We start from the raw sequence: 22,596 nt of genomic DNA on the forward strand, positions 1-22,596 counted from the left end.
GGCCATGCGGCGGTTCGCGAGCCTGGTCCTGGGTTTGCTGCTGCCGCTGCTCGCCGTCGCGGTCGCCCGCGCGGAGGAGACCCCGCCCGCCGCCCCCACCTTCGCCAACTGGGCCGCCGTGGTCGTGGCCGGCGACTGGCACGCCCATTCGGGCAAACCGACCGAGGCCTTCGACAACGCCCGTCGCGACGTCGGCTCCACCCTGGTCGGGCTGGGCTTCTCGCCCGACGCCGTTCGTCAGTACTCGGTACGGCCCAGGCGGTACCCGGCCGTGAAGCCGGGCAGGACCGACCTGACCGTCATACACGCCGGCCTGCGCGCCCTGGCGACCCGGAACACCGCCGGCTGCCTGTTCTATCTCACCAGCCATGGCGCGCCCGAGGGCGCGGTGCTGGACGAGGACATCCTGCCCCCTGCCCTGCTGGCGGCGGTGATCGACGACGCCTGCCCGGCCCGCCCGTCGATCGTGGTGATCTCGGCCTGCTTCTCGGGCGTCTTCGTCAAACCCCTGCAGCGCGACGACCGGATGATTCTCACCGCGGCGCGGCCCGACCGCACCTCGTTCGGCTGCAGCGAGGACGACAAATACCCCTATTTCGACGACTGCTTCCTGTCGTCGGCGACCAGCGCCCACGACTTCGCGGCCCTGGGCCGGGCGGTGCAGACGTGCGTGGCCAGGCGCGAGCGCGACACCGGGGCCGAGCCGGCGTCGGAGCCGCAACTGTGGATCGGCCCCGGCCTGCGGCCGGTTCTGCCGCTCTACGCGTTCCCTCGCCCGCCACCCCAGGCGCCGACGAAACGCGCGGCCTCCCCGCCTTCGCGACGCTGAACACGAAGGCGTCCACGGGAAAGAGGTCCAGGGCGAAGCACAGGGCCTTTGATCCGTGTCGCGGGCGCCCTAGAAGTTTGCTCACCTTAAGTTTTCATAGCCGGCGAGGTCTTGTTCGTGACGCTGCGTCTTTCGTTCAGGGCCGTCCTTTCGGCGGCGATCATCGGTTGCGGACTGTTCGGCGCGACGATGGCTGAAACCCAGGACGTCGCCGCTCCCGCGCCGGCCGCCGCCGCGCCGCCCGCCGCGACCCTGCCGTCCGCGCCGGTCCCCTACACCAGCACCGTTCGTCGCCGCCGCGCGCCGCGTCCGAAACCCGTCACGCCCCCCGCCGCGACGCCCGCGCCCCAAGCCACCGTGGCGACGCCCCAGACCGAGACCGCTCCCGCCCCCTCGCCGGTCCTGGCCGCCCCGACCGCGCCGCTGCCGATCGCCGACCTGGAAGCCTATGTCGACGGCGTCGTGCGCGATCGCATGGCCCGCGACCACATCGCCGGCGTGACCATCGCCGTCGTCCAGAACGGCCAGGTGTTGCTGAAGAAGGGCTATGGCGTCGCCAGCCTGAACGACGGCCGCAAGGTCGATCCCGACAAGACCCTGTTCCGCATCGGCTCGATCTCCAAGACCTTCACCTGGATCGCCCTGATGAACGAGGTCGACGCCGGGCGCATGCGCCTGGACACGCCGATCAACATCTATCTGCCCGAGAAGCTGCAGCTGAAGGACCAGGGCAAGAAGACCCCGGTGCGGCTGCGCGACCTGATGACCCACACCGCCGGGTTCGAGGACCGCACCCTGGGCCAGCTGTTCGAGCGCGACCCGCGTCGCGAGCGTCCGCTGGAGCTGTACCTGCGCCAGGAGCGCCCCAACCGCGTGCGCGAGCCGGGCCTGCTGCCGGCCTATTCCAACTATGGCGCAGGCCTCGCCGGCGCCGCCCTGGCCAATGTGACCGGCCAGCCGTTCGAGAAGGAAGTCGCCGACCAGGTGATCCTGCCGGCCGGCCTGACTCACACCACCTTCCGCGAAAACCGTCCGTGGCGGAACGACCTGCCCGCCCCGATGGCCCCGGCCCTGGCGGCCGACCTGTCGGACGGCTTCCGCTGGACCCCGCTGGGCTTCCAGACCGAAGCGCCCGAGTTCATCGGCCACATCGCTCCCGCCGGCGCGGCGTCCAGCACGGCCGGCGACATGGCGCGCTACATGACCCTGCTGCTGAACGGCGGAACCATCGACGGCAAGACGATCTTCTCGGCCAAGACCAACGCCCTGTTCCGCACCCCGATGTACCGCCCGGCCGAAGGCGCCCCGGGCTGGAACGCCGGCTTCATGGACATCCCCCTGCCCGGCGGCCGCCGGGGCTTCGGCCATGCCGGCGCGACCCTGTGGTTCCATTCCAACATGGTCATGGCCCCCGAGCTGGGCCTGGGCGTGTTCGTGGCGGTCAACACCGACACCGGCGCCGACCTGTCGGCCAGCCTGCCCGCGACCATCATCGAGCGCTTCTACGCGCCGCGCCCCGAGATCCCCGCCGCCAGCCGCATCACCCGTGACGAGGCTCGGGCCTATGAAGGCCAGTTCCTGACCACCCACCGCGCCTATGGCGGGCTGGAGGGCTTCATCGACCGCCTGATCGGCGAGGCCATGGTGCGCGTCACCCCGGACGGCCGCCTGGCCCTGACCATCGATGGCGAATCCACCCTGTGGACCGCGACCGACCAGCCCGACACCTTCGCGCCGATCAGCGGCGCGGGCCTGCTGGTGTTCCAGCGCGAGGACGGCAAGGTCATGCGGTTCTTCTCGCCGATGGGCGGAGCCGCGTTCGAGCGCATCGGCTTCCCGCACCAGCCGGGCCTGCTGACGACCTTCGCGGTGCTCAGCGCCCTGGCGGCGCTGGCCACCCTGATCGGCGTGGCCACCCGCGACCGCCGTGAAGCCCGCCAGACCCCGACCCAGGCCCGCGCCAGCCTGCTGCAGACCATCCAGGCCATCCTCTGGCTGATCGCCCTGGTCGGCGTGGGCGTGTTCGCCAGCGGGGCCGGCGACGTGGCCAAGGTGGTCTATGGCTGGCCCAGCGGCTGGCTGCTCAGCGCCTCCGCCTGCGCCTTCGTCGCCACCCTGCTGACCATCGCCACCCTGGCCATGCTGCCGGTGGTGTGGCGCGGCGGCCGGCGGGTCGACAGCTGGACCTCGCTGCGCAAGCTGGCCTTCACCTGCACCACCCTGATCTTCCTGAGCTTCGCCCTGCTGCTGGCGGCCTGGGGCTTCCTGGAGTTCTGGAACGCTTAGGCGCTCTGCGTCCTTCGAGGCTTCGCTTCGCTGCGCGCCTCAGGATGAGGACCGTGGGTTGGCTCTGAATTCCTCATCCTGAGGCGCCCGCGCAGCGGGCCTCGAAGGACGCACCGTCCGGCACGCCCCGTGCACCTCCCGCTGAGGGAAAGCCTCGGGGGAAGCCGATCGTGTCAAAACAGGACGTCGCCATTTTCGCCGTCGCGGGCCTGCTGGCCTGGCTGGCCACCACGCTGTTCTACGCCGCCTATGGCGGGGACCTGCTGGAAAAGGCCTTCTGGTTCTACGCCCTGAACGCCTTCGGCGCGGCGGCGGCGGCGACCTTCGCCTTCCAGGTCACGGCCCGGCTGCGGCGCATCCCGCGCGGCCGGCGGCTGTTTCCGGCGCTGGCCTTCGCCCTGCCCGTGCTGATCGGGGCCGAGTTCGTGCTGGCCAACTTCCAGCGTTTCATTTCCGACGAGCAGATCAGCCTGGGCCGCTACGGCGCTTTCGTGGTGGTGCTGCTGGTCGCGGTCGGCGCGTCAGTTTTCGAGCGTGGACCGCAGAAAGCGCGAGTCTAGCTTCCGCACCACGATGACGATCCGCTCGCGCTCGGCCGGGCGGCGCTCGACCAGCAGCCGGGCGACCTGGGCGTCGTCATGGAAGGCGTAGCCCTTGATGGCGTCCAACAGGGCCTTGGCCAGGTTGTCCAGGTCCATCCACGGCGGCTCGCCGACGAACTCCATGCCGATCTCGACCGAGAACTCGCCCCAGGCCGGTCGCGAACCGCGCCAGACCTTGCGGAAGAACTCGTAGATCAGCGGCTTGTAGTACTTGGCCTGGGTGGTCAGGCCGTCGACCACCAGGGTCAGCTCGCCGCCGTCCTCGCGGGCCCGGACCTTGCCGTGATGCGTCCAGCCGTCATCCATCTCAGGCGATCGGCTCGACCTTCACGGCCGTGCCATAGGCCAGCACCTCGGTGATGCCTTCCATGATCTCGTTGGCGTCGTAGCGCACGGCGATGATGGCGTTGGCGCCCATCTCGGCGGCGTGGGCCACCAGCAGGTCGTAGGCTTCCTTGCGGGCCGCCTCGGCCAGGTTGACGTAGATCGACAGCTTGCCGCCGAAGATCGACTGGATCGACCCGCCGATATTGCCGATCACGCTGCGCGAACGAACGGTGACGCCGCGCACCAGCCCCACATGGGCCACGATGCGATAGCCGGGCAGATCGTTGGTCGTGGCGACGAGCATGGGGCTTCTCCTTGTCTGCGGCGATATAGCCAAGACCGCCCCGTCCCGTCGCCTACAAACCCACCATCGCCGCCAGCTTCAGCACCGTATTCCAGTTGCGCGCGGTGCCGACCGGCGACTTCTTGGTCTTCCTCCAGTCGCGATCCAGCATCGAATGGCCCACGTCTTCGGGATAGTCGATGTAGAGCTCGCGGCCCCGCGCCTCGAACGTCTCGGGGCCGGTGATCGCCGCCCGCAACGTCGCCTCGTCGCCGTCGGGCAGCGGCCCCTTCATGAAATGCACCAGCAGGTGGTTGGGGTGACTCCTGACCTGGTCCGGATAGGGATTGCCGTCGATCAGCGCCTTCAGCTCCGCCGGGGTGCGGACGAAGAATTCGGTGCGAAGTCCCATGCGCCGCTCGAGGCCCTCCTCCAGGCGCCTTTCGATCTCGGCGTCCGATCCCGCCCGCCCCCACAGCACCAGATTGCCGCTGGCCAGCAGGGTCTTGGCGTCGTCGAAGGCCAGGTCCTTGGCCAGGCCCAGAAGATCGTCCTTCAGCACCTTGCGGCCGCCGACATTGACGCCGCGCAGCAGGGCGATGTGAGGGCTCATGGGGCGAACTCCGTTCTCCGAACGTTCCTGTGGTAACTTCGCCGGCGCGGCTTCGCAAGCGCGGAACGTTGCCCTCCGCCCGCCTTGGGTCTAGACCCCGCTCGACCGTTTTTCCGGGAGACCCGCCGCATGACCGCCACGCGCAACGAGACCGACACCTTTGGCCCGATCGCCGTCGAGAACGACAAGTACTGGGGCGCTCAGGCCCAGCGCTCGCTCGGCAACTTCAAGATCGGCTGGGAGAAGCAGCCGCTTCCGATCGTTCGCGCCCTGGGCGTCGTCAAGCGCGCCGCCGCCGAGGCCAACCTGGCCCTGGGCAAGCTGGACCCGAAGATCGCCGAGACCATCGTCGCCGCGGCCAACGAAGTCATCGACGGCAAGCTGAACGCGCACTTCCCGCTGGTGGTCTGGCAGACCGGCTCGGGCACCCAGTCGAACATGAACGCCAACGAGGTGATCTCCAACCGCGCCATCGAGATGCTGGGCGGCGAGATGGGCAGCAAGAAGCCCGTCCACCCCAACGACCACGTCAATATGAGCCAATCGTCGAACGACACCTATCCGACGGCGATGCACGTGGCGTGCGCCGAGCAGATCGTCCATGACCTGCTGCCGGCCCTCAAGCACCTGCACACCGCGCTGAAGGCCAAGTCAGACGCCTGGGCCAAGATCATCAAGATCGGCCGCACCCACACCCAGGACGCCACGCCCCTGACGCTCGGCCAAGAGTTCGGCGGCTACGCCCAGCAGGTCGAGAACGGCATCGCCCGCATCGAAAGCACCCTGCCCAAGCTGATGGAACTGGCCCAGGGCGGCACCGCCGTTGGCACCGGCCTGAACGCCCCGATCGGCTTCGCCGAAAAGGTGGCCGAGCAGATCGCCGGCATCACCGGCCTGCCCTTCACCACCGCCCCGAACAAGTTCGAGGCCCTGGCCGCCCACGACGCCATGGTCTTCAGCCACGGCGCGATCAACACCGTCGCCGCGAGCCTGTTCAAGATCGCCAACGACATCCGCTTCCTGGGCAGCGGCCCGCGCGCGGGCCTGGGCGAACTGAGCCTGCCGGAAAACGAGCCGGGCTCGTCGATCATGCCGGGCAAGGTCAACCCGACCCAGTGCGAGGCCCTCACCCAGGTCTGCGTCCAGGTGTTCGGCAATCACGCCGCCGTCACCTTCGCCGGCAGCCAGGGCCACTTCGAGCTGAACGTCTTCAATCCGGTGATGGCCTACAACTTCCTGCAGTCGGTTCGCCTGGTCGCCGACGCCGCGATCAGCTTCACCGACAACTGCGTGGTCGGCATCGAGCCGCGCGTCGACAACATCAAGAAGGGCGTCGAAAACAGCCTGATGCTGGTCACGGCCCTGAACGGCAAGCTGGGCTACGACGCCTGCGCCAAGATCGCCAAGACCGCGCACAAGAACGGCACCACCCTGCGCGAGGAAGCCGTCGGCGGCGGCTACCTGACCAACGAAGAGTTCGACCAGTACGTCCGCCCCGAGAACATGATCTCGCCGGGCTGAGGCGCGCATTCCGCCGAAGTGGACGCCGGTTCGGCGATAAGAATGCGCGCGAACTAGGAGTCCTTGTTGTGATCCAGCTGATCCGGATCATCGACGATTTGCCGGACGGCTTTGACGCCCTCCTCGCCGACGCGGCGAGCGAGGGCGTTGGCAACGTGGCGCGGCTGGCCGACGGCTGGGCCAGCGGCGACCAGCGCTTCGATCGCGACGGCGAGGCTCTCCTGGGGGCCTTGCTGGCCGGAGACTTGGCGGGGATCGGCGGCCTGTCGGTCGAACCCGCCGCCGCCGAACCGGCCCGCCGCGTGCGCCGCTTCTACGTCCGCCCCGACTTCCGCCGCCAAGGCGTTGCGCGCACCCTGGCCACGGCCCTCGTGCAGGAAGCCCTCGACCAGGTCGACCTTCTCACCTGCAACGCCGCCGCCTCCCCCGCCGCCGCGCCGTTCTGGGAAGCCCAGGGCTTTTCACCAGACGTTTCAGGCCCTTGGACCCACGTCCTGCGTCGGAGTCTGGGATGAGCGCACGTGCAAACACCCGCTGGCTGATCGCCGCGATCTACGCGCCGTTCGGCGTGCTGCACGTCGTCAGCAGCCACGGCTTCCTGAAGATCATGCCGCCGGGAATTCCGTTTCCGCGCGACGTCGTGATCTTCACTGGGCTGTGCGAGATCGCCGGCGCGGCAGGGCTGTTGTTGCCGCGCACCCGTCGGCTGGCGGGGATCATGCTGGCGCTCTACGCCCTGTGCGTCTGGCCCGCCAACATCTACCACGCCCTCAGCGGCGTCAGCGTCCCGCCCCTGCCCAGTTCGTGGTGGTACCACGGGCCGCGCCTGCTGCTGCAACCGGTGTTCATCTGGGCCCCGCTGTGGGCGGCCGCCGTGATCAGTTGGCCGTTTCGGACCATTCCACGATCGAGCGACGGCAAGACCTGACGATCGCCGATGGCCGTGCGGCGCTTTTCTAGCGCCGGTCCACCACCGTCCGCCCGATCGGGGCGATGGCCACGACGGCCAGTTGCAGGTCCTTGATGGCGAACGGAATGCCGATGATCGTCACGGCTTCGGCGGCCGCGGCGATCAGGTGCGACAGGGCGATGTACCAGCCGCCCAGAAGGAACCAGAGGACGTTGAGCACGCAGCCCAGCGGGCCGGTGCCCAGGTCCTCGCGGCCGGTCAGCACGTCGCGCGACACGATTTCCTTGCCGAAAGGCCAGAAGGCGAAGCCGGCGATGCGCCAGGCCGCGCCCGCATAGGGCAGGCCCACGATCGTGATGGCCAGCAAGGCGCCGCCCAGCAGCCACAGGCAGCCCGAGATGAAGCCCCCGAAGATGAACCACAGGATGTTGAGCAACAGGCGGATCATGACGGTCTCCGACGCACACGCCCTCTGGCGGCGCCTAGGCGTGCGACGAATCGCGATCGATGTCGAGCTTCGCCTTCGGCCCGTTGGACGCAGCCTTGCCACAAGTCGCCGCTATGCGACGCTGCGGAAGCAAAAGGGGTGTGCGCCTGATTCCAGGCGCAACCGCCGCCGCGAGGACGCGATGGGTCTGTTCCGCAAGAAGAAACACCAGGCGATCTCGCTGCCGGTCGGCGTCGCCCCCGTCCCAGCCCTGGTGAAGTTCCGTGGCTGCACCTACCGCATGCCCGACCACTGGGTGATCACCAAGCAGCTGCTGGACGGCAAGGACTACGAACCCTGGGTGCTGGACTACTTCCTCCAGACCCTGAAGCCCGGCATGACCGTGCTGGACGTCGGGGCCAGCTGGGGCGCCTTCGCCCTGCCGGCCGCCAGAAAGATCGGGCCGGCCGGCCGGGTGATCGCCATCGAGATGAGTCCGGGCAACGGTCGGGTGATCCTGGAGAGCGCCAAGACCAACGCCATAGACAACATCCGCCTGATCCTGGTGGGCGTGTCCGACACGCTGGAGACGGCCTTCCTGCGCCGCCAGACCATGCACAACAACCACCAGCTGGAGCCGGCCGGCCAGGCCGCGCCGGACGACCTGAGCGACTACGACTTCGCCCCCGTCGTGCCGATCGACCTGCTGCGCGGCGAGTTCGGCAAGGTCGACGTGATGAAGATCGACATCGAGGGCATGGAGTATCGCGCCTTCATGGGCGCCAAGGCCTTCATGGCCGAGCAGAAGCCGATCACCTTCCTGGAATATTCGCCGCGCTTCCAGGCCGAGACCTCGCGCGCCGAAGGCTCGGCCCTGCTGAGCTTCTTCCTGGATATGGGCTACGGCGTGGAGATCCTGCATCGCAAGAAACGGCGCGAGACGGTCAAGGGCGCGGACGCGGCCGAAGTGATCGCCAAAGTCGACGCGGCCTGGACGCGCCACGTCGAGGACGACAACGGCACGCACCTTGACCTGTGTCTGAAGGCGAAGGGCTGAAGCCCTATTTGATCAGCTGCCACTTCTTCGCCCAGCGGCCCTTGCCGAAGCGCGTGAGGATCAGCAGGTAGAGCCCGGCATAGACCACCGCGCCGACGCCGACGGCGGCCATCGCCCAGGGGCCGGGCGCATGCCAGGGCGGGGGCAGAAGCCAGTCGTGCGGCGGAGCGGTCAGTTCCAGCCACAGCCCGCCCACCCAGGCCAGCGAGAACAGCAGCACGGCCGGATAGCGCAGCAGCGGGCTCTTCTGGACCAGCAGCAGAAACTGGACAAAGGCCACGGCCAGGAACGCGGCGATCGCCGCGCCGGCGGTCAGCCAGCCGTTGTGCGCCAGCGCCTTGACCCTTACGGCGGCCGAGAACCCGGCCCAGGCCGGCGCCCACAGCACCGGTCCGAAGGTCAGCAGCAGGATCCCGAACCCGATCACCACGCCCAGGCCGCCGCCGATCACCTTGCCGGCCGTCTCGCCGGCCTCATGCGCGTGGCTGTGGCCGTGCGGGTCGCCGCTGGGATTTTCGGGCGTGGCCTTCAGGACGGTGTTGAGCGACGGCAGCGGACCTTCCGGCGGCAGCGGAAGCATGTTGCTGCTCTTGTCGCCCCCCGACCAGACCATCTCAGGTTCGCCGGCTGACCGCGAAGTCGGCCAGGCTTTCCAGGCTGGAGCGCCATTCGTTGGCCGGGAAGCCCGCCAGCGCCGCCTTGGCTTTGTCGGCATAGCCGGCGGCCAGGTCGAGGGTGGCTTCGAGAGCACCGGTGCCGACGATCAGCTCGCGGGCGCGGCGGAAGTCGGCCTCGGTCTGCTCGCGACGACCGATGGCGCGCTCCCAGAACTCGGCCTCGCGCGGACCCGAGCGGGCGATGGCCAGCAGCAGCGGCAAGGTGGCCTTGCCTTCGCGGAAGTCGTCGCCGGCGTTCTTGCCCAGGGCCTCGGTGGTGCCGCCGTAGTCCAGGGCGTCGTCGGCCAGCTGGAAGGCCAGGCCCAGGTTCATGCCGTAGGCGCGCAGGGCGTCCGACTGGGCGGGCGAGACGCCGGCCGACACGCCGCCGGCTTCCGAGGCCGCGGCGAACAGCTCGGCGGTCTTGGCGGCGATGATTTCCAGGTACAGCGCCTGCGAAAGGTTCAGGTCGTGGCTGCGGGTCAGCTGCAGCACCTCGCCCTCGGCGATCACCCGGCTGGCCCGGGCCAGGATCTCCAGCGCCTTCATCGAGTTGGTCTCGACCATCAGCTCGAAGGCGCGGGCGAACAGGAAGTCACCGACCAGCACGCTTTGGGCCGCGCCCCAGATCAGGTGGGCGGCGACCTTGCCGCGGCGCAGTTGGCTGCCGTCGACCACGTCGTCGTGCAGCAGGGTGGCGGTGTGGATGAACTCGACGGCGGCGGCCAGCTTCAGGCAGGTGTCGTTGTCCGACCCGGCCAGGCGCGCGGCGGCCACGGTCAGCAGCGGACGCAGGCGCTTGCCGCCGGCGGCGATCAGGTGCTCGGCCAGGGCGGGGATGACCGGAACCTCGCTCTGCATGCGCGCGGTGATCAGAGCGTCGACCCCGGCCATGTCGGCGGCGGCCAGCCGCACGAGACGATCCACCGATCCCGGCTCCCGGGCGAGGGTCGCTGCAGCTGCGTCCAAAACCATACTCTCCCTGCTGACGCCCGCCGACGGTTGGCGTGCGCCTCGCGTCCCTTGGGCTTGATCAGCCGTTGCGAGCGACAATGCTGGCGGGATAGGTCAGGGTCAAGGCGAGCACAAGGCTTGAAACGTTGCCGGACGAGATACGCGCCCCCCAGAAACCCTCGGGGATCACCGAAGACGCCGTCCTGAACGGCCGGATAAGGCTGCGCCAGCCCGTGGCCGGCTATCGCGCGGGCATGGACGCGGCCCTGCTGGCGGCGGCTTGTGACGCAAATACCGGCGAACGGGTGATCGAGGCGGGCTGCGGGGTCGGCGGGGCGCTACTGGCGGCGGCGAGTCGGCGTCCAGACGCGCGATTCGTCGGCCTGGAGCGCGATCCCGCCGCCGCCGATCTGGCCCGGGGCAATGTCGTGCTCAACGCCCTGCGGGACCGGGTCGAGATCATCGGCGGCGATGTCGAGCAAGGTTTCCGGGCCCTGGACCTGCCGGTGTTCGACGCGGTGATCAGCAACCCGCCGTTTTTCGACGATCCCGGCGCCTTGCGCGCCCCTGCGCCCGAGAAGTCCGGCGCCTGGATGGCCGACGGCGGGCTGGCGGCCTGGACGGCCTTCTGCCTGAAGGCGGTGCGCGAGGGCGGGACCATTACCCTGATCCACCGCGCCGACCGCCTGGCCGACATCCTGGCGCTGCTGGCCCCCAAGGCCGGCTCGTTCAAGATCCGCCCCGTCGCGCCCTTCGCCGACGCGCCGGCCAAGCGGGTGATCGTTCGCGCCATCAAGACCGGCAAGGCGCCGCTGATGCTGTTGCCGCCGCTGGTGCTGCACGATCGCGAGGGATCGGGGCATTCGGCCCAAGCGGAGGCAATTCTGCGGGGGGAAGCTGGGTTGGAGTGGAACTGATCAGACCTCCCCCTGTGGGGGAGGCGATCGCGTAGCGATCGGTGGGGGGAGTTTTGAGATCGAAGATCGTAGGTTCGGCCATCGGCCTATCACTCCCCCCTCCGTCGGCTTCGCCGACACCTCCCCCACAGGGGGAGGCTTCCAGGTTGAACTACTCCGCGTATAGCGCCAGCGCGTCCAGGCACATCTCCAGGCCCGTCAGGTCGTGCAGCGGATCGTCCGTGATGATCACGAACAGCCGCCGCGCCTCGGCCCACAGCATCACCGTCTCGGGCAGGCCGAAATCCTCGACCACGCAGCCGTCGCCGTCGCGCCAGACGCCGTGCTCGTCGCGCTGGGCGCCGACATGCACCTCGACGCGGTCGACATACTCGGCCTCGCTTTCGTCGGCCACGTTGACATAGGCCATGATCGGACGCCCCAGCCCGGCTAGCACCCCGGCCTCGAAGGCGGCGGCGCTGGCGCAGGAGGGCCCCCGGAACGGCGTCAGGTTGACGATCCCGGCGTCGGCCTGCCGCAGCTTGGCCATTCTCTCGGCGTACAGCTCACGGGCCTGGATCTCGACATTGTCGGCCTCGGTCTCGACGATGGCGGGAGCGGTCAGGCCGGTGAAGCCGTTATCTGCGCAGAGCGCGCGCTGGCGCGCGGCTTGAGGCTCGGCATCAGGGAGCCAAGGTTCAGGGCCAGCCAGCCAAATGGAACGTACGGGTCTCATGGACCCTTAGAGCTTGCCGAAACGGGACGCTGTCAACCGCCTTGAGGACCATGATCACCCTGGACCGCCGCACCTTGATCGCCACGACCGCCGCCGCGCTGGTCACGCCGGGCCTCTTCCCGGCCCAGGCCGAGGCCGCCATGAGCGATCCCTGGCTGGCCTATGATCGTCGCCTGCGCCGCCAATTGGCCGAGAGCCAGGGTGACTTCGACCCCGATTTCGAGACCGACCTGCACGACCTGGGCGACATCTTCCGGCGCGGCCAGCGGCTGGGCGCGTTGGCGCTCGATCCCGGCCTGACCCTGGCCGCCCGCGCCCATGCCGCCGACATCGCCCGCACCGGCGTCTTCGACCACATGACCCGCGAAGGCTTCGGGCCCGCCGCCCGGGTCGGCCTGCTGGCCCGCGACCTGATCGGCGCCCCGGCCGAGAACATCGCCGAGCGGCTGAACGCCGACGGCGCGGTGCGGCCCGACCAGATCATGGGTCAATGGAAGACCAGCCCCGGCCACCGCGCCAACCTGCTGGCCGCTGACTTCACGCACGTGGGCTACGGCGTGCTGCGCCAGGGCCGCGAGGTGATCGCCCTGGGGGTCTATGCCGAGGTCTCGGCCCGCCTACCCGCCCCCGCGCCGTTGCGGGTGGCCTCGGTCGGGGCGATCGCCGCGGCCCTGTCGAACGCCGTCCCGCGCATCAACCAGTTCTCGGTGTCGGAACCCGGGGGCGAAGCCCTGGTCGAGACCTATGTCGAAAGCCCCGGCGCCCAGACCCTGCCCCCCGGCGCCTGGCAGCTGCGCCCGCACCTGTCGACCGGCGCGCGGAAGTACCTGGTGGCCTGGGGTCCGGTGTTCGTTCTGGGGTGAAACGCCCCGACGGAGATCACCGCCGGGGCGTTCGCATCACTCCTCGTCGGAGTTTGGCCAGACGATTGGCAACGTCGGCGGATCCACGGGATAGGGATTGGGCCACTCCGCCAGGCAAAGCGCTTTTTCCTGCGCGAAACAGGCTTGCCACTCCGGCGTGCCTCGACTGTAGAGCGGGTCGCACTGAGACCAGGCGTATTGCGTGCAGGGCGGCGGCAGGGCTTGGGCGGCGGGCGTGTAGACGACCGCCGTGGTCAAGAGCGCGGCGGCGGCCGCCAGCATGCGAGACAGTTTGGAGCGGGGACATACAACCTCCAAGAGGAACGCGCAGAATGCGCACCTCATGTAATCTTAGATTGTAACAACCTTCAATTGAATCGATCTCGCCCGTTCGCGTAGCCCGCAACGAAAAACGGCGGGCCCTCGCGAGCCCGCCGTTCGTCATTTCAGCGATGAAGCCGAAGCCTAGTTCTTGGCCACGTCCACCAGCTTGTTCTTGGCGATCCAGGGCATCATGGCGCGCAGGCGACCGCCGACTTCCTCGATCTGGTGTTCGGCCGAGCGGCGACGGGTCGCCTTGAAGCTCGGCTGGCCCACCTGGTTTTCCAGCATGAAGTCGCGGACGAACTTGCCCGACTGGATGTCGTCCAGCACGCGCTTCATCTCGGCCTTGGTCTCCGGGGTGATGATGCGCGGACCGGTGACATACTCGCCGTACTCGGCCGTGTTGCTGATCGAGTAGTTCATGTTGGCGATGCCGCCTTCGTACATGAGGTCGACGATCAGCTTCAGTTCGTGCAGGCACTCGAAATAGGCCATTTCCGGCGCGTAGCCGGCTTCCACCAGCACTTCGAAGCCGGCGCGGACCAGCTCGACCGTGCCGCCGCAGAGAACGGCCTGCTCGCCGAACAGGTCGGTTTCGCATTCCTCGCGGAAGTTGGTCTCGATGATGCCCGAGCGGCCGCCGCCGATGGCGCTGGCGTAGGCCAGGCCCAGGTCGTGGGCGTTGCCGGTGGCGTTGTGGTGCACGGCGATCAGGCAGGGCACGCCGCCGCCCTTCTGGTACTCGCCGCGCACGGTGTGGCCGGGCCCCTTGGGGGCGACCATCAGGACGTCGATGGTGTCCTTGGGCTCGATCAGGCCGAAGTGGACGTTCAGGCCGTGGGCGAACAGCAGGGCCGCGCCGTCGCGGATATTGGGCGCGATGTCGTTCTTGTAGATCGCGGCCTGATGCTCGTCCGGCGCCAGGATCATGATCAGGTCGGCCCAGGCGGCGGCCTCGGCCACGGTCATGACCTTCAGGCCTTCGCCTTCGGCCTTCTTGGCGGTGGGCGAGCCGGCGCGAAGCGCCACGGCTACGTTCTTGGCGCCCGAGTCGCGGAGGTTGAGAGCGTGCGCGTGACCTTGCGAACCATAGCCTACGATCGCGATCTTCTTGTCCAAGATGCGGGCGAGGTCGGCGTCGCGATCATAATAGACGCGCATGTTTTTTCTCCAGGACTGGTCAATTTTGGCCGCCCCGCGCAACGGCGGAGCGACAAAGGCCGGGCGTTTGAGCGTTTTTTTGCCGTTCCGTCAAGGCGAAGCCGGCAGAACACCGTGACCCGAATGCCTCTGTGGCGACGTTTTAGACTCTGGGGCGTTCCACCGCCATGCCCAGTCCCCAAGAAGCGTCGCCCGACACCCCGATCATCTCCCCTGAACCGACCGAGGAACGCGCCCTGAGGGTGCTGGTGATCGCCGGTTCGCAGCGACGGCACAACAGCTGCCCAGGCCTGGATTCCAAGGCCAGGGCCCTGATGACGCGGATGGCGGCGCGCCTGCCGGCCGCGTGGCAGATCGACACAGAGGATCTGGGCAATCAGCATGGCAAGCCCAAGATCCAGGCCTGCAACGCCTGCGTCAGCTCGTCGATGGCGCTGTGCGTCTATCCCTGCAATTGCTACGGCCCGCGCAGCACCACCCAGCCCGACCTGATGTGGGACCTGGACCTCTATGGCCGCCTGGCCCGCGCCGACGCCTGGGCCTTCATCGGCCCGACCAACTGGTACGGCCCCACCACCAATTTCAAGCTGATGTTCGACCGCCTGGTCTGCGCGGCCGGCGGCAACCCGCGTCCCGACCTGATCGATAAGAAAAACACGCTGAAGGCCCAGGCCCTGGAGCGCTCGCCGCAATGGACGCGGCTGACCAAGAACCACCTGGAAGGCCGAACGGCCGGGTTCTTCACCTATTGCGACGGCGGGGCCAACGAGATGGGCCAGGACGGCCGGCCCAAGCTGGTGATCAACAAGGCCTGGTTCGACCCGAAGAAGGAGCCCTACCAGGACGAGCGCCTGGCTTATCAGGGCCTGGTCTGGCAGTGCCGCTACAGCGGGATCGAGGTCCCCGACGATTTGTGGACCGTGGGAGTGTTCGGCGAGGGCAAGCCCTACGCCGACGACCAGACCGACGACATGATGGCCGAGACCGACCACCTGGCCCAGTTCGACGCCTGGACCGAACGCTTCATCGCCCACGTGACGCCCAAGGGCGTGGTGGCGACCAAGGATGACGAGCGCGCGGCGAAATCGACGACGAACGTCTAAGGCGCGGATGGGGACGCCCGCGGGCGGGCGTCCCCGATCTCGTTATCACCAGAACAGGTCGTAATAGACGCTCAGCACCTCGCCGCTCCAGACGTCGACCAGCAGGGCGTCGCTGCCGACCCGCACCCACTCGCAGCCGATCGGCGGATACGGCAGGCCGTATTGCCCGGCGCTCAGATAGTAGGACGAGCCGTACCAACCGCCCGGCAGATAGTCGCCGAACGCCCAACGGTTCACATAGTAGCCGCGCGGGTAGCGATAAGCTGGCACGCGGTAGCGCTGCGGCGAGCGATAGGACGGCCGGTAGCGGTTCTGGTCGTAGCGCGGCCGGTCACGGTCACGTTCGCGCCATTGACCGTTGTTGTAGCCGGGGCGGCCCTGGCCGGGACGATCCCAGCCGCCTGGGTTGGGACGGCCCTGGTTGGGGCGATCCCATCCGCCTCGGTTGGGACGGTCTTGATCCGGCCGACCTTGATCCGGACGCCCCTGATCCGGCCGGCCTTGACCTGGCCCGCGACCGCCGCCCTGGTTCTGGTCGCCGCGGTCCCAGCCGCCATTGCCGCGTCCGCCGCCACGGCCGTCATTGTCGCGACCGCCACGGCCCGCCTGCGGCGCGGAAGCCTGGGGCGCCGCGGCGGGCGGCTGGGCTTGCGGCGCCTGTTGCGGCTGGCCGCCCCGGTCGGGACGACCGCCGCGATCCCCGCCCGACTGACGCCAGCCACCGCCGCGATCGCCGCCGCCGGAGGGCTGCTGTTGTTGAGGCTGTTGCTGCTGGGCCTGCGGTTGCTGTTGGCGCCAGCCGCCGCCACCGCCGTCGCCGCGCCCGCCGTCCTGGCTCGCGCCGCGTTCACCGCGACGATCCGGACGGTCCTGCCCGGCGCCGGCGGCTTCCGCCGCCGCCCCGCCCAGCAGAGACAGGATCATCGCCGTCGTAATCAGACGTTTCATGTCTTTCCAAGTGCTCCAAGGGGCCAGGTGCTGACCCCGTCGCTCATCCCTTGTATTCAGTGTCGGCCTTGCTCCATGAACCGCGTTTGAACGACGCCGCCAGCACGGGAGATCCCCAATGACCGCCAAGCCACAGGACGTGCTGGGCTTCTGGACCGCCGCTGGTCCGGACAAGTGGTTCGCCAAGTCCGACGCCTTCGACGACGCCATCCGCCTGAAGTTCGAACCCGTCCACCTGGCCGCCGCGCGCGGCAAGTACGACGCCTGGGCCGCCGACGCGTCCACTGGGGCCGAAGGCGCCCTGGCCCTGCTGATCCTGCTCGACCAGTTCCCCCGCAACCTCTATCGCGACAGCGGTCATGCCTTCGCCACCGACGGCAAGGCCCGGTCGATCGCCGCCGTCGCCATCGCCGCCGGCCATGACAGGCAGGTCGCGCCCGAGCTGCGGCGGTTCTTCTACCTGCCCTACGAGCACTCGGAATCCCTGGCCGACCAGGAAACCAGCATCGCCCTGTTCGAGGGCCTGCTGAAGGACACCGGCGACGCCGACAGCCTGAAGTGGGCCATCGCCCATCGCGACATCATCGCCCGCTTCGGCCGCTTTCCTCATCGAAACAAGGCCTTGGGCCGAAGCACGACCGCCGCCGAGCAGACCTTCCTCGACGAAGGCGGCTTCGCGGGCTGAGGCGAGCTTGGCCGGTCGCCCCTCGCACGCTAAGGTTGGCGCTCGAAGTCGGGGTTTTCTGGAGCACAATATGAAACTGGTATCGGGCCTGGTCATGGCCGGCCTCACGCTGTCGACTATCGCGCCGAGCGCGGCCCTGGCCCAAGCCAAGGCCAGCAAGGGCCAGGCGATGCAAACCCAGGCCTCCGGCGAAGTGCCGCACTGCGGCCGCAAGCTGGGCACCCTGTCGATCGTCGACGGCGACGATTCCAGCGGCTGGACCCAGTACAACCTGGCCTCGCCGCAGAAGGTGCTTCGCGCCATCGTCCAACGCTCGGGCTGCTTCAACCTCGTCGATCGCGGCGCGGGTCTCAGCGCCGCCGAGAAGGAACGCAACATCGGCGGCAATCTGGGCCTGCAGCGCGGCTCCAACGTCGGCCAGGGCCAGGTCAAGGCGGCCGACTACGTGCTGGTGGCCGAGGTCCAGGGCAGCAACAGCAATGTCGGCGGCGGCGCGGTGGCCGGCGCCATCGGCGGCCTGATCGGCGGTCGCGTGGGCGGCCTGGTCGGCGGCATCAAGACCAAGAAGCTGGAAGCCAACACCGTCCTGTCGCTGACCAATGTCCGCACCACCGAGACCATGTCGGTTTCGGAAGGCTATGCGGTGAAGAACGACATCGGCTGGGGCGCGGGCGGCGGCCTGGGCTTCGCCGGCGCGGTCGGCGGCGGCTATGAAGACACCGACATCGGCCGCATCGTCACCCTGTCGTTCATCAACGCCTATTCCAAGATGGTCTCGGACCTGGGCCTGCTGTCGACGACGACCACGGCCGCCGCGGCCGCCCCGCCCAAGACCTTCGTGGCCAGCCGCGTCACCAACATGCGCGCCACGGCCGCGGCCGGCGGCAAGCTGATCCGCGCCCTGCCCGCCGGCGCGATCGTCTACCCCACCGGCGAGAAGAACGGCCTGTGGTGGGAAGTCGCCGACGAGAACGACAATGTCGGCTGGGTGCTGAACACCGGTCTCGAGCCGGCGCGCTAAGCTCCAGCATCTCTACAAGGAAACGCCCCGCCGGAACCTCCGACGGGGCGTTTTTGTGATTGGCCATCACGACGATTCGCGTAGGAAACTGCCGCCATGAACGCCATCGCGCCCATCCACGCCGATCACGCCGCCGCCGACCATCCCGAGCGGCAGTATCTGAACCTGCTCGCCGACATCCTGGAGAACGGCGTCCAGCGCGGCGATCGCACGGGCACCGGCACGCTGGGCGTGTTCGGCCGGCAGATCCGCTTCGACCTCTCCAAGGGCTTCCCGGTGCTGACCACCAAGAAGCTGCACCTGCGCTCGATCATCGTCGAGCTGCTGTGGTTCCTGCGTGGCGACACCAACGTGAAGTACCTGCAGGACAACGGCTGCAAGATCTGGGACGAGTGGGCCGACGAGAACGGCGACCTGGGCCCCGTCTACGGCAAGCAGTGGCGCTCGTGGGCCGCGCCGAACGGCCAGTCGATCGACCAGATCGCCAACCTGATCGAAGGCCTGAAGACCAATCCCAACAGCCGCCGCCACATCGTCAGCGCCTGGAATCCGGCCGATGTCGAGGACATGGCCCTGCCGCCCTGCCACTGCCTGTTCCAGTTCTTCGTGGCGGATGGGAAACTGAGCTGCCAGCTCTATCAGCGCAGCGCCGACGTCTTCCTGGGCGTGCCGTTCAACATCGCCTCCTACGCCCTGCTGACGATCATGGTCGCCCAGGTGGTGGGCCTGGAGCCGGGCGAGTTCGTGCACACCTTCGGCGACGCGCACCTCTATCTGAACCACCTGGAACAGGCGCGCGAACAGATCCAGCGCGAGCCCAAGCCCTTCCCCACCTTGAAGATGGCCGACAAGCGCGACCTGTTCGCTTTCGAATACGAAGACTTCCAGCTGGAAGGCTACGAGGCCCACCCGCACATCAAGGCGGCGGTCGCGGTTTGACCTGGGCCACCGACCGGCTCGACCAGATCAAGGGCGGCGACGTCGTCCTGCCGCCGGTCGTCCAGACCCTGAGGCTGGGCGGCCTGGACGATTGGGGCGAGGGCTGGGTTCGCAAGACCTGGACGCCCGCGCCGGAGCTTCTGAACGTCGACGGCTCGCTGTTCGGCGGCTACATCGCCGCGCTGGCCGACCAGATCCTGGCCTTCGCGGCCATGACCGCCGCGCCGGCCGACGCCATGTTCCGCACCAGCAACCTGAAGGTCGACTTCATCCGGGTGGGCAAGGCCGAGGTCCTGTCGATCGAGGGCCGCGTGGTGGCCAAGACCAGGGGGATGATCCACGTCGAGGCCGACTTCCGCCGACCGGACGGCGAGCTGATCGCCCGCGCCTCGGCCCAGCAGATCGTGGTTCCGTTCGGCGGCTGATCGTCCGCCAACGTCGTACGTCCGACACAGCGGGTGGCCGCGACGCGCGACGCAGGGTAAACAGGATCCATGTCCGTGATCCTCACCGTCGGCCCCGTCGCCCGCTCGCTCAACGGCGTCATCGGTCGCGACAACGACCTGCCCTGGCGGCTGAAGTCCGACCTGGCGATCTTCAAGGCCTGCACGATGGGCAAGCCGGTGATCATGGGTCGCAAGACCTGGGACAGCCTGCCTCGCAAGCCCCTGCCCGGCCGGATGAACATCGTGCTGTCGCGCGACGGCTCGTTCGACCCCAGCCAGGCCGTGGTCTGCGAAAGCTTCCTGGAAGCCGTGCAGATGGCCAAGGAGCAGGCGGCCGAGGACGGCGTCGACGAGGTCTGCGTGATCGGCGGCCACGCCCTGTTCGAGACGGCCCTGCCCAAGGCCAAGCGCCTGTACCTGACCGAGGTCCAGGCGCAGGTCGAGGGCGACGTCACCTTCCCCGCCTTCGACGAGACGGCCTGGACGGAAGTGCGTCGGCAGGCGCATCCTGCCGGTCCTGACGACGACCACGCCTTCGTCTTCCGCGTGCTGGAGCGTCGATGATGCGTTCGCATTCCCGTTCATTAGCCGCCCTTCTCTGCGCTCTGGCCCTTTCGAGCGTCCTGGCCGTCCCGGCCGTGGCCGACATTGGCGTGGGTCAAAGCGACAGCCTGGCGCGAGCGGCGGCCACCGACGTGGTGGTGTTCGACGTGCTGAAGGTGCGGCCGATCGACGGTGGCGAGGTCGCGACCTGCCGCGTGTTTGGGCGGGCGATCCGGGCCGAGCGCGGCAAGCGGTTCAAGCCTCGCCAGTCGGTGCGCCTGACCGTGCCCTGCGCCGTGCAGGGTTCGGGAGCCTCGGACGCCACACCGAAGTGGGTGGACCGCGAGGCCCTGGTGCGCTCGGCCCACGGCCGCGCCTTCCTGGGCGGCGACGGCGGGCTGATCGCCTATGAGCTCTACGATCTGAACTAGGGATGGAGACACGCACCTGCGCGTGTCGCCGTCGGCGCCGTGCTTTTCGTAAAGCTTGCCCCGCCGTTCAAACGCCCGTTTACTCCCCGGACACGCCCGCCAGAGGCGTCATCCAGGGAGAGACGCATGGAGCTGGAACTCGTCGCCGAGGGCCTGCAATTCCCCGAAGGCCCGATCGCCATGGCCGACGGCTCGGTCATTCTCACCGAAATCCAGGGCCAGGTCCTGACCCGCGTCCATCCCGACGGCCGCAAGGAGACTGTGGCCAAGGTCGCCGGCGGCCCCAACGGCGCGGCCATCGGCCCGGACGGCGCGATCTACGTCACCAACAACGGCGGCAGCTTCCAGTTCATCGACATGGGCGGCCTGAACGTGCCCGGCCCCACCCCACCCAGCCACACGGGTGGTTCGATCCAGCGGGTCGACATCGCCACCGGCGCGGTGACCACGCTCTACACCCAATGCGACGGCAAGCCCCTGGTCGGGCCCAACGACCTGGTGTTCGACAAGCAGGGCGGCTTCTGGTTCACCGACCACGGCTGCAGCACGCCCGAAGGCCGCAAGTACGGCGCGCTGTACCACGCCCTGCCCGACGGCTCGAAGATCACCCGCTGGCGCGAGCACTTCGTCTCGCCCAACGGCGTGGGCCTCTCGCCCGACGAGAAGACCATCTACATGGCCGACACCCTGCTGGGCCGGCTGTGGTCGTTCGACATCGCCTCGCCCGGCGTGCTGGCCGATCCCGCCCCGCTGCTGCCCGGCAACGTGGTCTGCAACCTGCCGGGCTACCAATTGCTGGACAGCCTGGCGGTCGAGGCCGACGGCAAGGTCTGCGTGGCCACGATCATCAACGGCGGGATCACCGCCTTCTCGCCGGACGGGACCACCGAGCACTTCGCCATACCCGACGTGATCGTGACCAACATCTGCTTCGGCGGGACCGACCTGTGCGACGCCTGGATCACCGCCTCGGGGACGGGCAAGCTCTATAAGGCGCGCTGGCCGAGGCCCGGCCTGAAGTTGAACTTCAACGGTTGAAACCGTCGAATCGTGAGTTGAATTCACAAGTCCAGGTCGTCGCCACCGCGTAGTTTCGCGCCATGACGACCCCATTTCCGTGCTCGTCAAGCAACGGAGCCCTTCGATGGACCTCAAACTCAAAGACAAGACCGCCCTCGTCACCGGCTCCACCGCCGGCATCGGCCTGGAAATCGCCCGCACCCTGGCCGTCGAGGGCGCCAAGGTGTTCGTCACCGGTCGCGCTCAAGCCAAGCTGGACGAAGCCGTCGCCGACATCCGCGCCTCCCTTACGACAAACGGGAGCGGCGCCAACGTCGTGGGCGTGCTGGCCGACGCGGCCACGGCCGAAGGCTCGGCCGCCATCCTGAAGGCCGTCCCGCAGGTCGATATCCTGGTCAACAATCTGGGCATCTACGAGATGAAGGCCTTCGCCGACATCCCGGACGAGGACTGGCTGCATCTGTTCGAGGTCAATGTGATGAGCGGCGTGCGCCTGTCGCGCGGTTACTTCCCCGGCATGCTGGAGCGCGACTGGGGCCGGGTGATCTTCATCTCCAGCGAAAGCGGCCTCGCGATCCCGGGTGAGATGGTCCACTACGGCATGACCAAGAGCGCCCAGCTGGCGGTCGCGCGCGGCATGGCCCAGCAGACCACGGGCACCGGCGTGACGGTCAATTCGGTCCTGCCCGGTCCGACCCGCGCGGCGGGCATCTTCGAGTTCCTCAAGAGCGTCTCGGCCAATCCGGACGGCACGCAAGCCGAGCACGAAGCCGAGTTCTTCGAGAAGCACCGCACGTCGTCGCTGCTGCAGCGGATGATCGAGCCGCAGGAAATCGCCAGCCTCGTGGCCTATGTCGCTAGCCCGTTGTCGGCGGCCACCAACGGCGCGTCTCTGAAGGCGGAAGGCGGGTTGGTGACGACGATCGCGTAAGACTCGACAGACCCTCCCCCCGTGGGGGAGGCGGCGCGAAGGCGCCGGTGGGGGGAGAAGACCCACCTATGCAAACTCCCCCCT

General features: G+C 68.5%; 28 protein-coding genes. 18 read left to right on the forward strand and 10 right to left on the reverse strand.

The genetic code is table 11. From position 1 onward, the window contains the following. Positions 1 to 4 precede the first annotated feature (4 nt). The 3 genes from G3M62_RS15950 to G3M62_RS15960 all read left to right on the forward strand — a co-directional run bounded on the left by G3M62_RS15950 (position 5) and on the right by G3M62_RS15960 (position 3,675). Positions 5 to 829 (forward strand): C13 family peptidase, encoded by an 825-nt coding sequence (locus tag G3M62_RS15950; RefSeq protein ID WP_165188642.1) that lies wholly within the window; start codon positions 5 to 7, stop codon positions 827 to 829. 117 nt (positions 830 to 946) lie between these two features. Next, complete coding sequence (locus tag G3M62_RS15955; protein WP_165188644.1) at positions 947 to 3,115, forward strand: serine hydrolase domain-containing protein; 2,169 nt, start codon at positions 947 to 949, stop codon at positions 3,113 to 3,115. A gap of 170 nt (positions 3,116 to 3,285) precedes the next feature. After that, positions 3,286 to 3,675 carry a hypothetical protein gene (locus tag G3M62_RS15960; RefSeq protein WP_165188646.1) on the forward strand — a complete coding sequence of 130 codons (390 nt, stop codon included), beginning with the start codon at positions 3,286 to 3,288 and terminating at the stop codon, positions 3,673 to 3,675. Here the strand turns inward: G3M62_RS15960 and G3M62_RS15965 are convergent. The 3 genes from G3M62_RS15965 to G3M62_RS15975 are packed head-to-tail and all read right to left on the reverse strand — an operon-like array spanning position 3,637 to position 4,940. Next, entirely contained in the window at positions 3,637 to 4,023 is a 387-nt protein-coding gene (locus G3M62_RS15965) for a RusA family crossover junction endodeoxyribonuclease (protein WP_165188648.1), read from the reverse strand. The genes G3M62_RS15960 and G3M62_RS15965 overlap by 39 nt on opposite strands. Position 4,024: 1 nt before the next feature. Then, entirely contained in the window at positions 4,025 to 4,348 is a 324-nt protein-coding gene (locus G3M62_RS15970) for a YbjQ family protein (protein ID WP_165188650.1), read from the reverse strand. A 52-nt stretch (positions 4,349 to 4,400) separates the two neighbouring features. Beyond that, the gene (locus G3M62_RS15975) at positions 4,401 to 4,940 is read right to left on the reverse strand and encodes a DUF1697 domain-containing protein (protein ID WP_165188652.1); all 540 of its coding nucleotides are present in this window, start codon (positions 4,938 to 4,940) and stop codon (positions 4,401 to 4,403) included. A gap of 129 nt (positions 4,941 to 5,069) precedes the next feature. Here G3M62_RS15975 and fumC point away from each other — a divergent pair, with 129 nt between their 5' ends. The 3 genes from fumC (at position 5,070) to G3M62_RS15990 (ending at position 7,389) form a co-directional block, all read left to right on the forward strand. Beyond that, a complete protein-coding gene (gene fumC / locus G3M62_RS15980; protein ID WP_165188654.1) occupies positions 5,070 to 6,461 on the forward strand; it encodes a class II fumarate hydratase in 1,392 nt (463 codons plus the stop codon). Between the two features lie 68 nt (positions 6,462 to 6,529). After that, positions 6,530 to 6,976 (forward strand): GNAT family N-acetyltransferase, encoded by a 447-nt coding sequence (locus tag G3M62_RS15985; protein WP_165188656.1) that lies wholly within the window; start codon positions 6,530 to 6,532, stop codon positions 6,974 to 6,976. Beyond that, entirely contained in the window at positions 6,973 to 7,389 is a 417-nt protein-coding gene (locus G3M62_RS15990) for a DoxX family protein (RefSeq protein WP_165188658.1), read from the forward strand. Before G3M62_RS15985 ends, G3M62_RS15990 begins: the two co-directional genes overlap by 4 nt. Before the next feature lie 28 nt (positions 7,390 to 7,417). Here the strand turns inward: G3M62_RS15990 and G3M62_RS15995 are convergent, their stop codons facing one another. After that, the gene (locus tag G3M62_RS15995) at positions 7,418 to 7,819 is read right to left on the reverse strand and encodes a YccF domain-containing protein (RefSeq protein ID WP_165188660.1); all 402 of its coding nucleotides are present in this window, start codon (positions 7,817 to 7,819) and stop codon (positions 7,418 to 7,420) included. Positions 7,820 to 8,000: 181 nt separating this feature from the next. Here G3M62_RS15995 and G3M62_RS16000 point away from each other — a divergent pair, with 181 nt between their 5' ends. Then, positions 8,001 to 8,855: an FkbM family methyltransferase gene (locus G3M62_RS16000; RefSeq protein WP_165188662.1), complete on the forward strand. Its 855-nt coding sequence runs from the start codon at positions 8,001 to 8,003 to the stop codon at positions 8,853 to 8,855. Between the two features lie 4 nt (positions 8,856 to 8,859). Here G3M62_RS16000 and G3M62_RS16005 read toward each other — a convergent pair whose 3' ends face one another. After that, entirely contained in the window at positions 8,860 to 9,435 is a 576-nt protein-coding gene (locus tag G3M62_RS16005) for a hypothetical protein (protein WP_165188664.1), read from the reverse strand. A 34-nt stretch (positions 9,436 to 9,469) separates the two neighbouring features. Continuing rightward, a complete protein-coding gene (locus G3M62_RS16010; protein WP_165188667.1) occupies positions 9,470 to 10,480 on the reverse strand; it encodes a polyprenyl synthetase family protein in 1,011 nt (336 codons plus the stop codon). A gap of 131 nt (positions 10,481 to 10,611) precedes the next feature. Between G3M62_RS16010 and G3M62_RS16015 the strand changes: the two genes are divergently transcribed. Further along, on the forward strand, positions 10,612 to 11,382 hold the full coding sequence (locus G3M62_RS16015; RefSeq protein WP_246263296.1) for a tRNA1(Val) (adenine(37)-N6)-methyltransferase: 771 nt from the start codon (positions 10,612 to 10,614) through the stop codon (positions 11,380 to 11,382). 151 nt (positions 11,383 to 11,533) lie between these two features. On the opposite strand, the gene G3M62_RS16020 is transcribed toward G3M62_RS16015, so the two are convergent. Beyond that, positions 11,534 to 12,097 (reverse strand): nucleoside 2-deoxyribosyltransferase, encoded by a 564-nt coding sequence (locus tag G3M62_RS16020; protein ID WP_165188669.1) that lies wholly within the window; start codon positions 12,095 to 12,097, stop codon positions 11,534 to 11,536. Positions 12,098 to 12,147: 50 nt separating this feature from the next. Here G3M62_RS16020 and G3M62_RS16025 point away from each other — a divergent pair, with 50 nt between their 5' ends. Further along, on the forward strand, positions 12,148 to 12,960 hold the full coding sequence (locus G3M62_RS16025) for a CAP domain-containing protein (RefSeq protein ID WP_165188671.1): 813 nt from the start codon (positions 12,148 to 12,150) through the stop codon (positions 12,958 to 12,960). 36 nt (positions 12,961 to 12,996) lie between these two features. Here G3M62_RS16025 and G3M62_RS16030 read toward each other — a convergent pair whose 3' ends face one another. After that, complete coding sequence (locus G3M62_RS16030; protein WP_165188673.1) at positions 12,997 to 13,242, reverse strand: hypothetical protein; 246 nt, start codon at positions 13,240 to 13,242, stop codon at positions 12,997 to 12,999. A gap of 183 nt (positions 13,243 to 13,425) precedes the next feature. Beyond that, complete coding sequence (gene ilvC, locus G3M62_RS16035; RefSeq protein WP_281360062.1) at positions 13,426 to 14,487, reverse strand: ketol-acid reductoisomerase; 1,062 nt, start codon at positions 14,485 to 14,487, stop codon at positions 13,426 to 13,428. A 125-nt stretch (positions 14,488 to 14,612) separates the two neighbouring features. On the opposite strand from ilvC, the gene G3M62_RS16040 reads away from it, so the two are divergent. Then, entirely contained in the window at positions 14,613 to 15,548 is a 936-nt protein-coding gene (locus G3M62_RS16040; protein ID WP_165188677.1) for an NAD(P)H-dependent oxidoreductase, read from the forward strand. 45 nt (positions 15,549 to 15,593) lie between these two features. On the opposite strand, the gene G3M62_RS16045 is transcribed toward G3M62_RS16040, so the two are convergent. Next, positions 15,594 to 16,496, reverse strand: a complete 903-nt coding sequence (locus G3M62_RS16045) for an RcnB family protein (RefSeq protein WP_165188679.1) — start codon at positions 16,494 to 16,496, stop codon at positions 15,594 to 15,596. Positions 16,497 to 16,614: 118 nt separating this feature from the next. Between G3M62_RS16045 and G3M62_RS16050 the strand changes: the two genes are divergently transcribed. From G3M62_RS16050 to G3M62_RS16085, 8 genes are all read left to right on the forward strand, one after another. Continuing rightward, complete coding sequence (locus G3M62_RS16050) at positions 16,615 to 17,181, forward strand: DUF924 family protein (protein WP_165188681.1); 567 nt, start codon at positions 16,615 to 16,617, stop codon at positions 17,179 to 17,181. Between the two features lie 70 nt (positions 17,182 to 17,251). Further along, entirely contained in the window at positions 17,252 to 18,202 is a 951-nt protein-coding gene (locus tag G3M62_RS16055; RefSeq protein WP_165188683.1) for an SH3 domain-containing protein, read from the forward strand. A gap of 96 nt (positions 18,203 to 18,298) precedes the next feature. Continuing rightward, positions 18,299 to 19,141: a thymidylate synthase gene (locus G3M62_RS16060; RefSeq protein ID WP_165188685.1), complete on the forward strand. Its 843-nt coding sequence runs from the start codon at positions 18,299 to 18,301 to the stop codon at positions 19,139 to 19,141. Beyond that, entirely contained in the window at positions 19,138 to 19,566 is a 429-nt protein-coding gene (locus G3M62_RS16065) for a PaaI family thioesterase (RefSeq protein WP_165188687.1), read from the forward strand. Before G3M62_RS16060 ends, G3M62_RS16065 begins: the two co-directional genes overlap by 4 nt. A gap of 69 nt (positions 19,567 to 19,635) precedes the next feature. Then, positions 19,636 to 20,151, forward strand: coding sequence for a dihydrofolate reductase (locus G3M62_RS16070; protein ID WP_165188689.1), 516 nt, complete (start codon positions 19,636 to 19,638; stop codon positions 20,149 to 20,151). Between the two features lie 74 nt (positions 20,152 to 20,225). Further along, the gene (locus G3M62_RS16075; protein WP_246263297.1) at positions 20,226 to 20,561 is read left to right on the forward strand and encodes a hypothetical protein; all 336 of its coding nucleotides are present in this window, start codon (positions 20,226 to 20,228) and stop codon (positions 20,559 to 20,561) included. Between the two features lie 126 nt (positions 20,562 to 20,687). Further along, entirely contained in the window at positions 20,688 to 21,599 is a 912-nt protein-coding gene (locus G3M62_RS16080) for an SMP-30/gluconolactonase/LRE family protein (RefSeq protein ID WP_165188691.1), read from the forward strand. A 106-nt stretch (positions 21,600 to 21,705) separates the two neighbouring features. Then, entirely contained in the window at positions 21,706 to 22,512 is an 807-nt protein-coding gene (locus G3M62_RS16085; protein ID WP_165188693.1) for an SDR family NAD(P)-dependent oxidoreductase, read from the forward strand. Positions 22,513 to 22,596: the final 84 nt, after the last annotated feature.

It is taken from the genome of Caulobacter soli (assembly GCF_011045195.1).
Lineage (GTDB): Bacteria > Pseudomonadota > Alphaproteobacteria > Caulobacterales > Caulobacteraceae > Caulobacter > Caulobacter soli.

Coding starts and splice junctions, on each gene's coding strand:
- G3M62_RS15950 (WP_165188642.1), top strand. CDS start 5: ATGCGGCGGTTCGCGAGCCTGGTCCTGGGTTTGCTGCTGCCGCTGCTC.
- G3M62_RS15965 (WP_165188648.1), bottom strand. CDS start 4,023: ATGGATGACGGCTGGACGCATCACGGCAAGGTCCGGGCCCGCGAGGAC.
- G3M62_RS15970 (WP_165188650.1), bottom strand. CDS start 4,348: ATGCTCGTCGCCACGACCAACGATCTGCCCGGCTATCGCATCGTGGCC.
- G3M62_RS15975 (WP_165188652.1), bottom strand. CDS start 4,940: ATGAGCCCTCACATCGCCCTGCTGCGCGGCGTCAATGTCGGCGGCCGC.
- fumC (WP_165188654.1), top strand. CDS start 5,070: ATGACCGCCACGCGCAACGAGACCGACACCTTTGGCCCGATCGCCGTC.
- G3M62_RS15990 (WP_165188658.1), top strand. CDS start 6,973: ATGAGCGCACGTGCAAACACCCGCTGGCTGATCGCCGCGATCTACGCG.
- G3M62_RS15995 (WP_165188660.1), bottom strand. CDS start 7,819: ATGATCCGCCTGTTGCTCAACATCCTGTGGTTCATCTTCGGGGGCTTC.
- G3M62_RS16000 (WP_165188662.1), top strand. CDS start 8,001: ATGGGTCTGTTCCGCAAGAAGAAACACCAGGCGATCTCGCTGCCGGTC.
- G3M62_RS16005 (WP_165188664.1), bottom strand. CDS start 9,435: ATGCTTCCGCTGCCGCCGGAAGGTCCGCTGCCGTCGCTCAACACCGTC.
- G3M62_RS16020 (WP_165188669.1), bottom strand. CDS start 12,097: ATGAGACCCGTACGTTCCATTTGGCTGGCTGGCCCTGAACCTTGGCTC.
- G3M62_RS16025 (WP_165188671.1), top strand. CDS start 12,148: ATGATCACCCTGGACCGCCGCACCTTGATCGCCACGACCGCCGCCGCG.
- G3M62_RS16030 (WP_165188673.1), bottom strand. CDS start 13,242: ATGCTGGCGGCCGCCGCCGCGCTCTTGACCACGGCGGTCGTCTACACG.
- G3M62_RS16040 (WP_165188677.1), top strand. CDS start 14,613: ATGCCCAGTCCCCAAGAAGCGTCGCCCGACACCCCGATCATCTCCCCT.
- G3M62_RS16045 (WP_165188679.1), bottom strand. CDS start 16,496: ATGAAACGTCTGATTACGACGGCGATGATCCTGTCTCTGCTGGGCGGG.
- G3M62_RS16050 (WP_165188681.1), top strand. CDS start 16,615: ATGACCGCCAAGCCACAGGACGTGCTGGGCTTCTGGACCGCCGCTGGT.
- G3M62_RS16055 (WP_165188683.1), top strand. CDS start 17,252: ATGAAACTGGTATCGGGCCTGGTCATGGCCGGCCTCACGCTGTCGACT.
- G3M62_RS16060 (WP_165188685.1), top strand. CDS start 18,299: ATGAACGCCATCGCGCCCATCCACGCCGATCACGCCGCCGCCGACCAT.
- G3M62_RS16070 (WP_165188689.1), top strand. CDS start 19,636: ATGTCCGTGATCCTCACCGTCGGCCCCGTCGCCCGCTCGCTCAACGGC.
- G3M62_RS16080 (WP_165188691.1), top strand. CDS start 20,688: ATGGAGCTGGAACTCGTCGCCGAGGGCCTGCAATTCCCCGAAGGCCCG.
- G3M62_RS16085 (WP_165188693.1), top strand. CDS start 21,706: ATGGACCTCAAACTCAAAGACAAGACCGCCCTCGTCACCGGCTCCACC.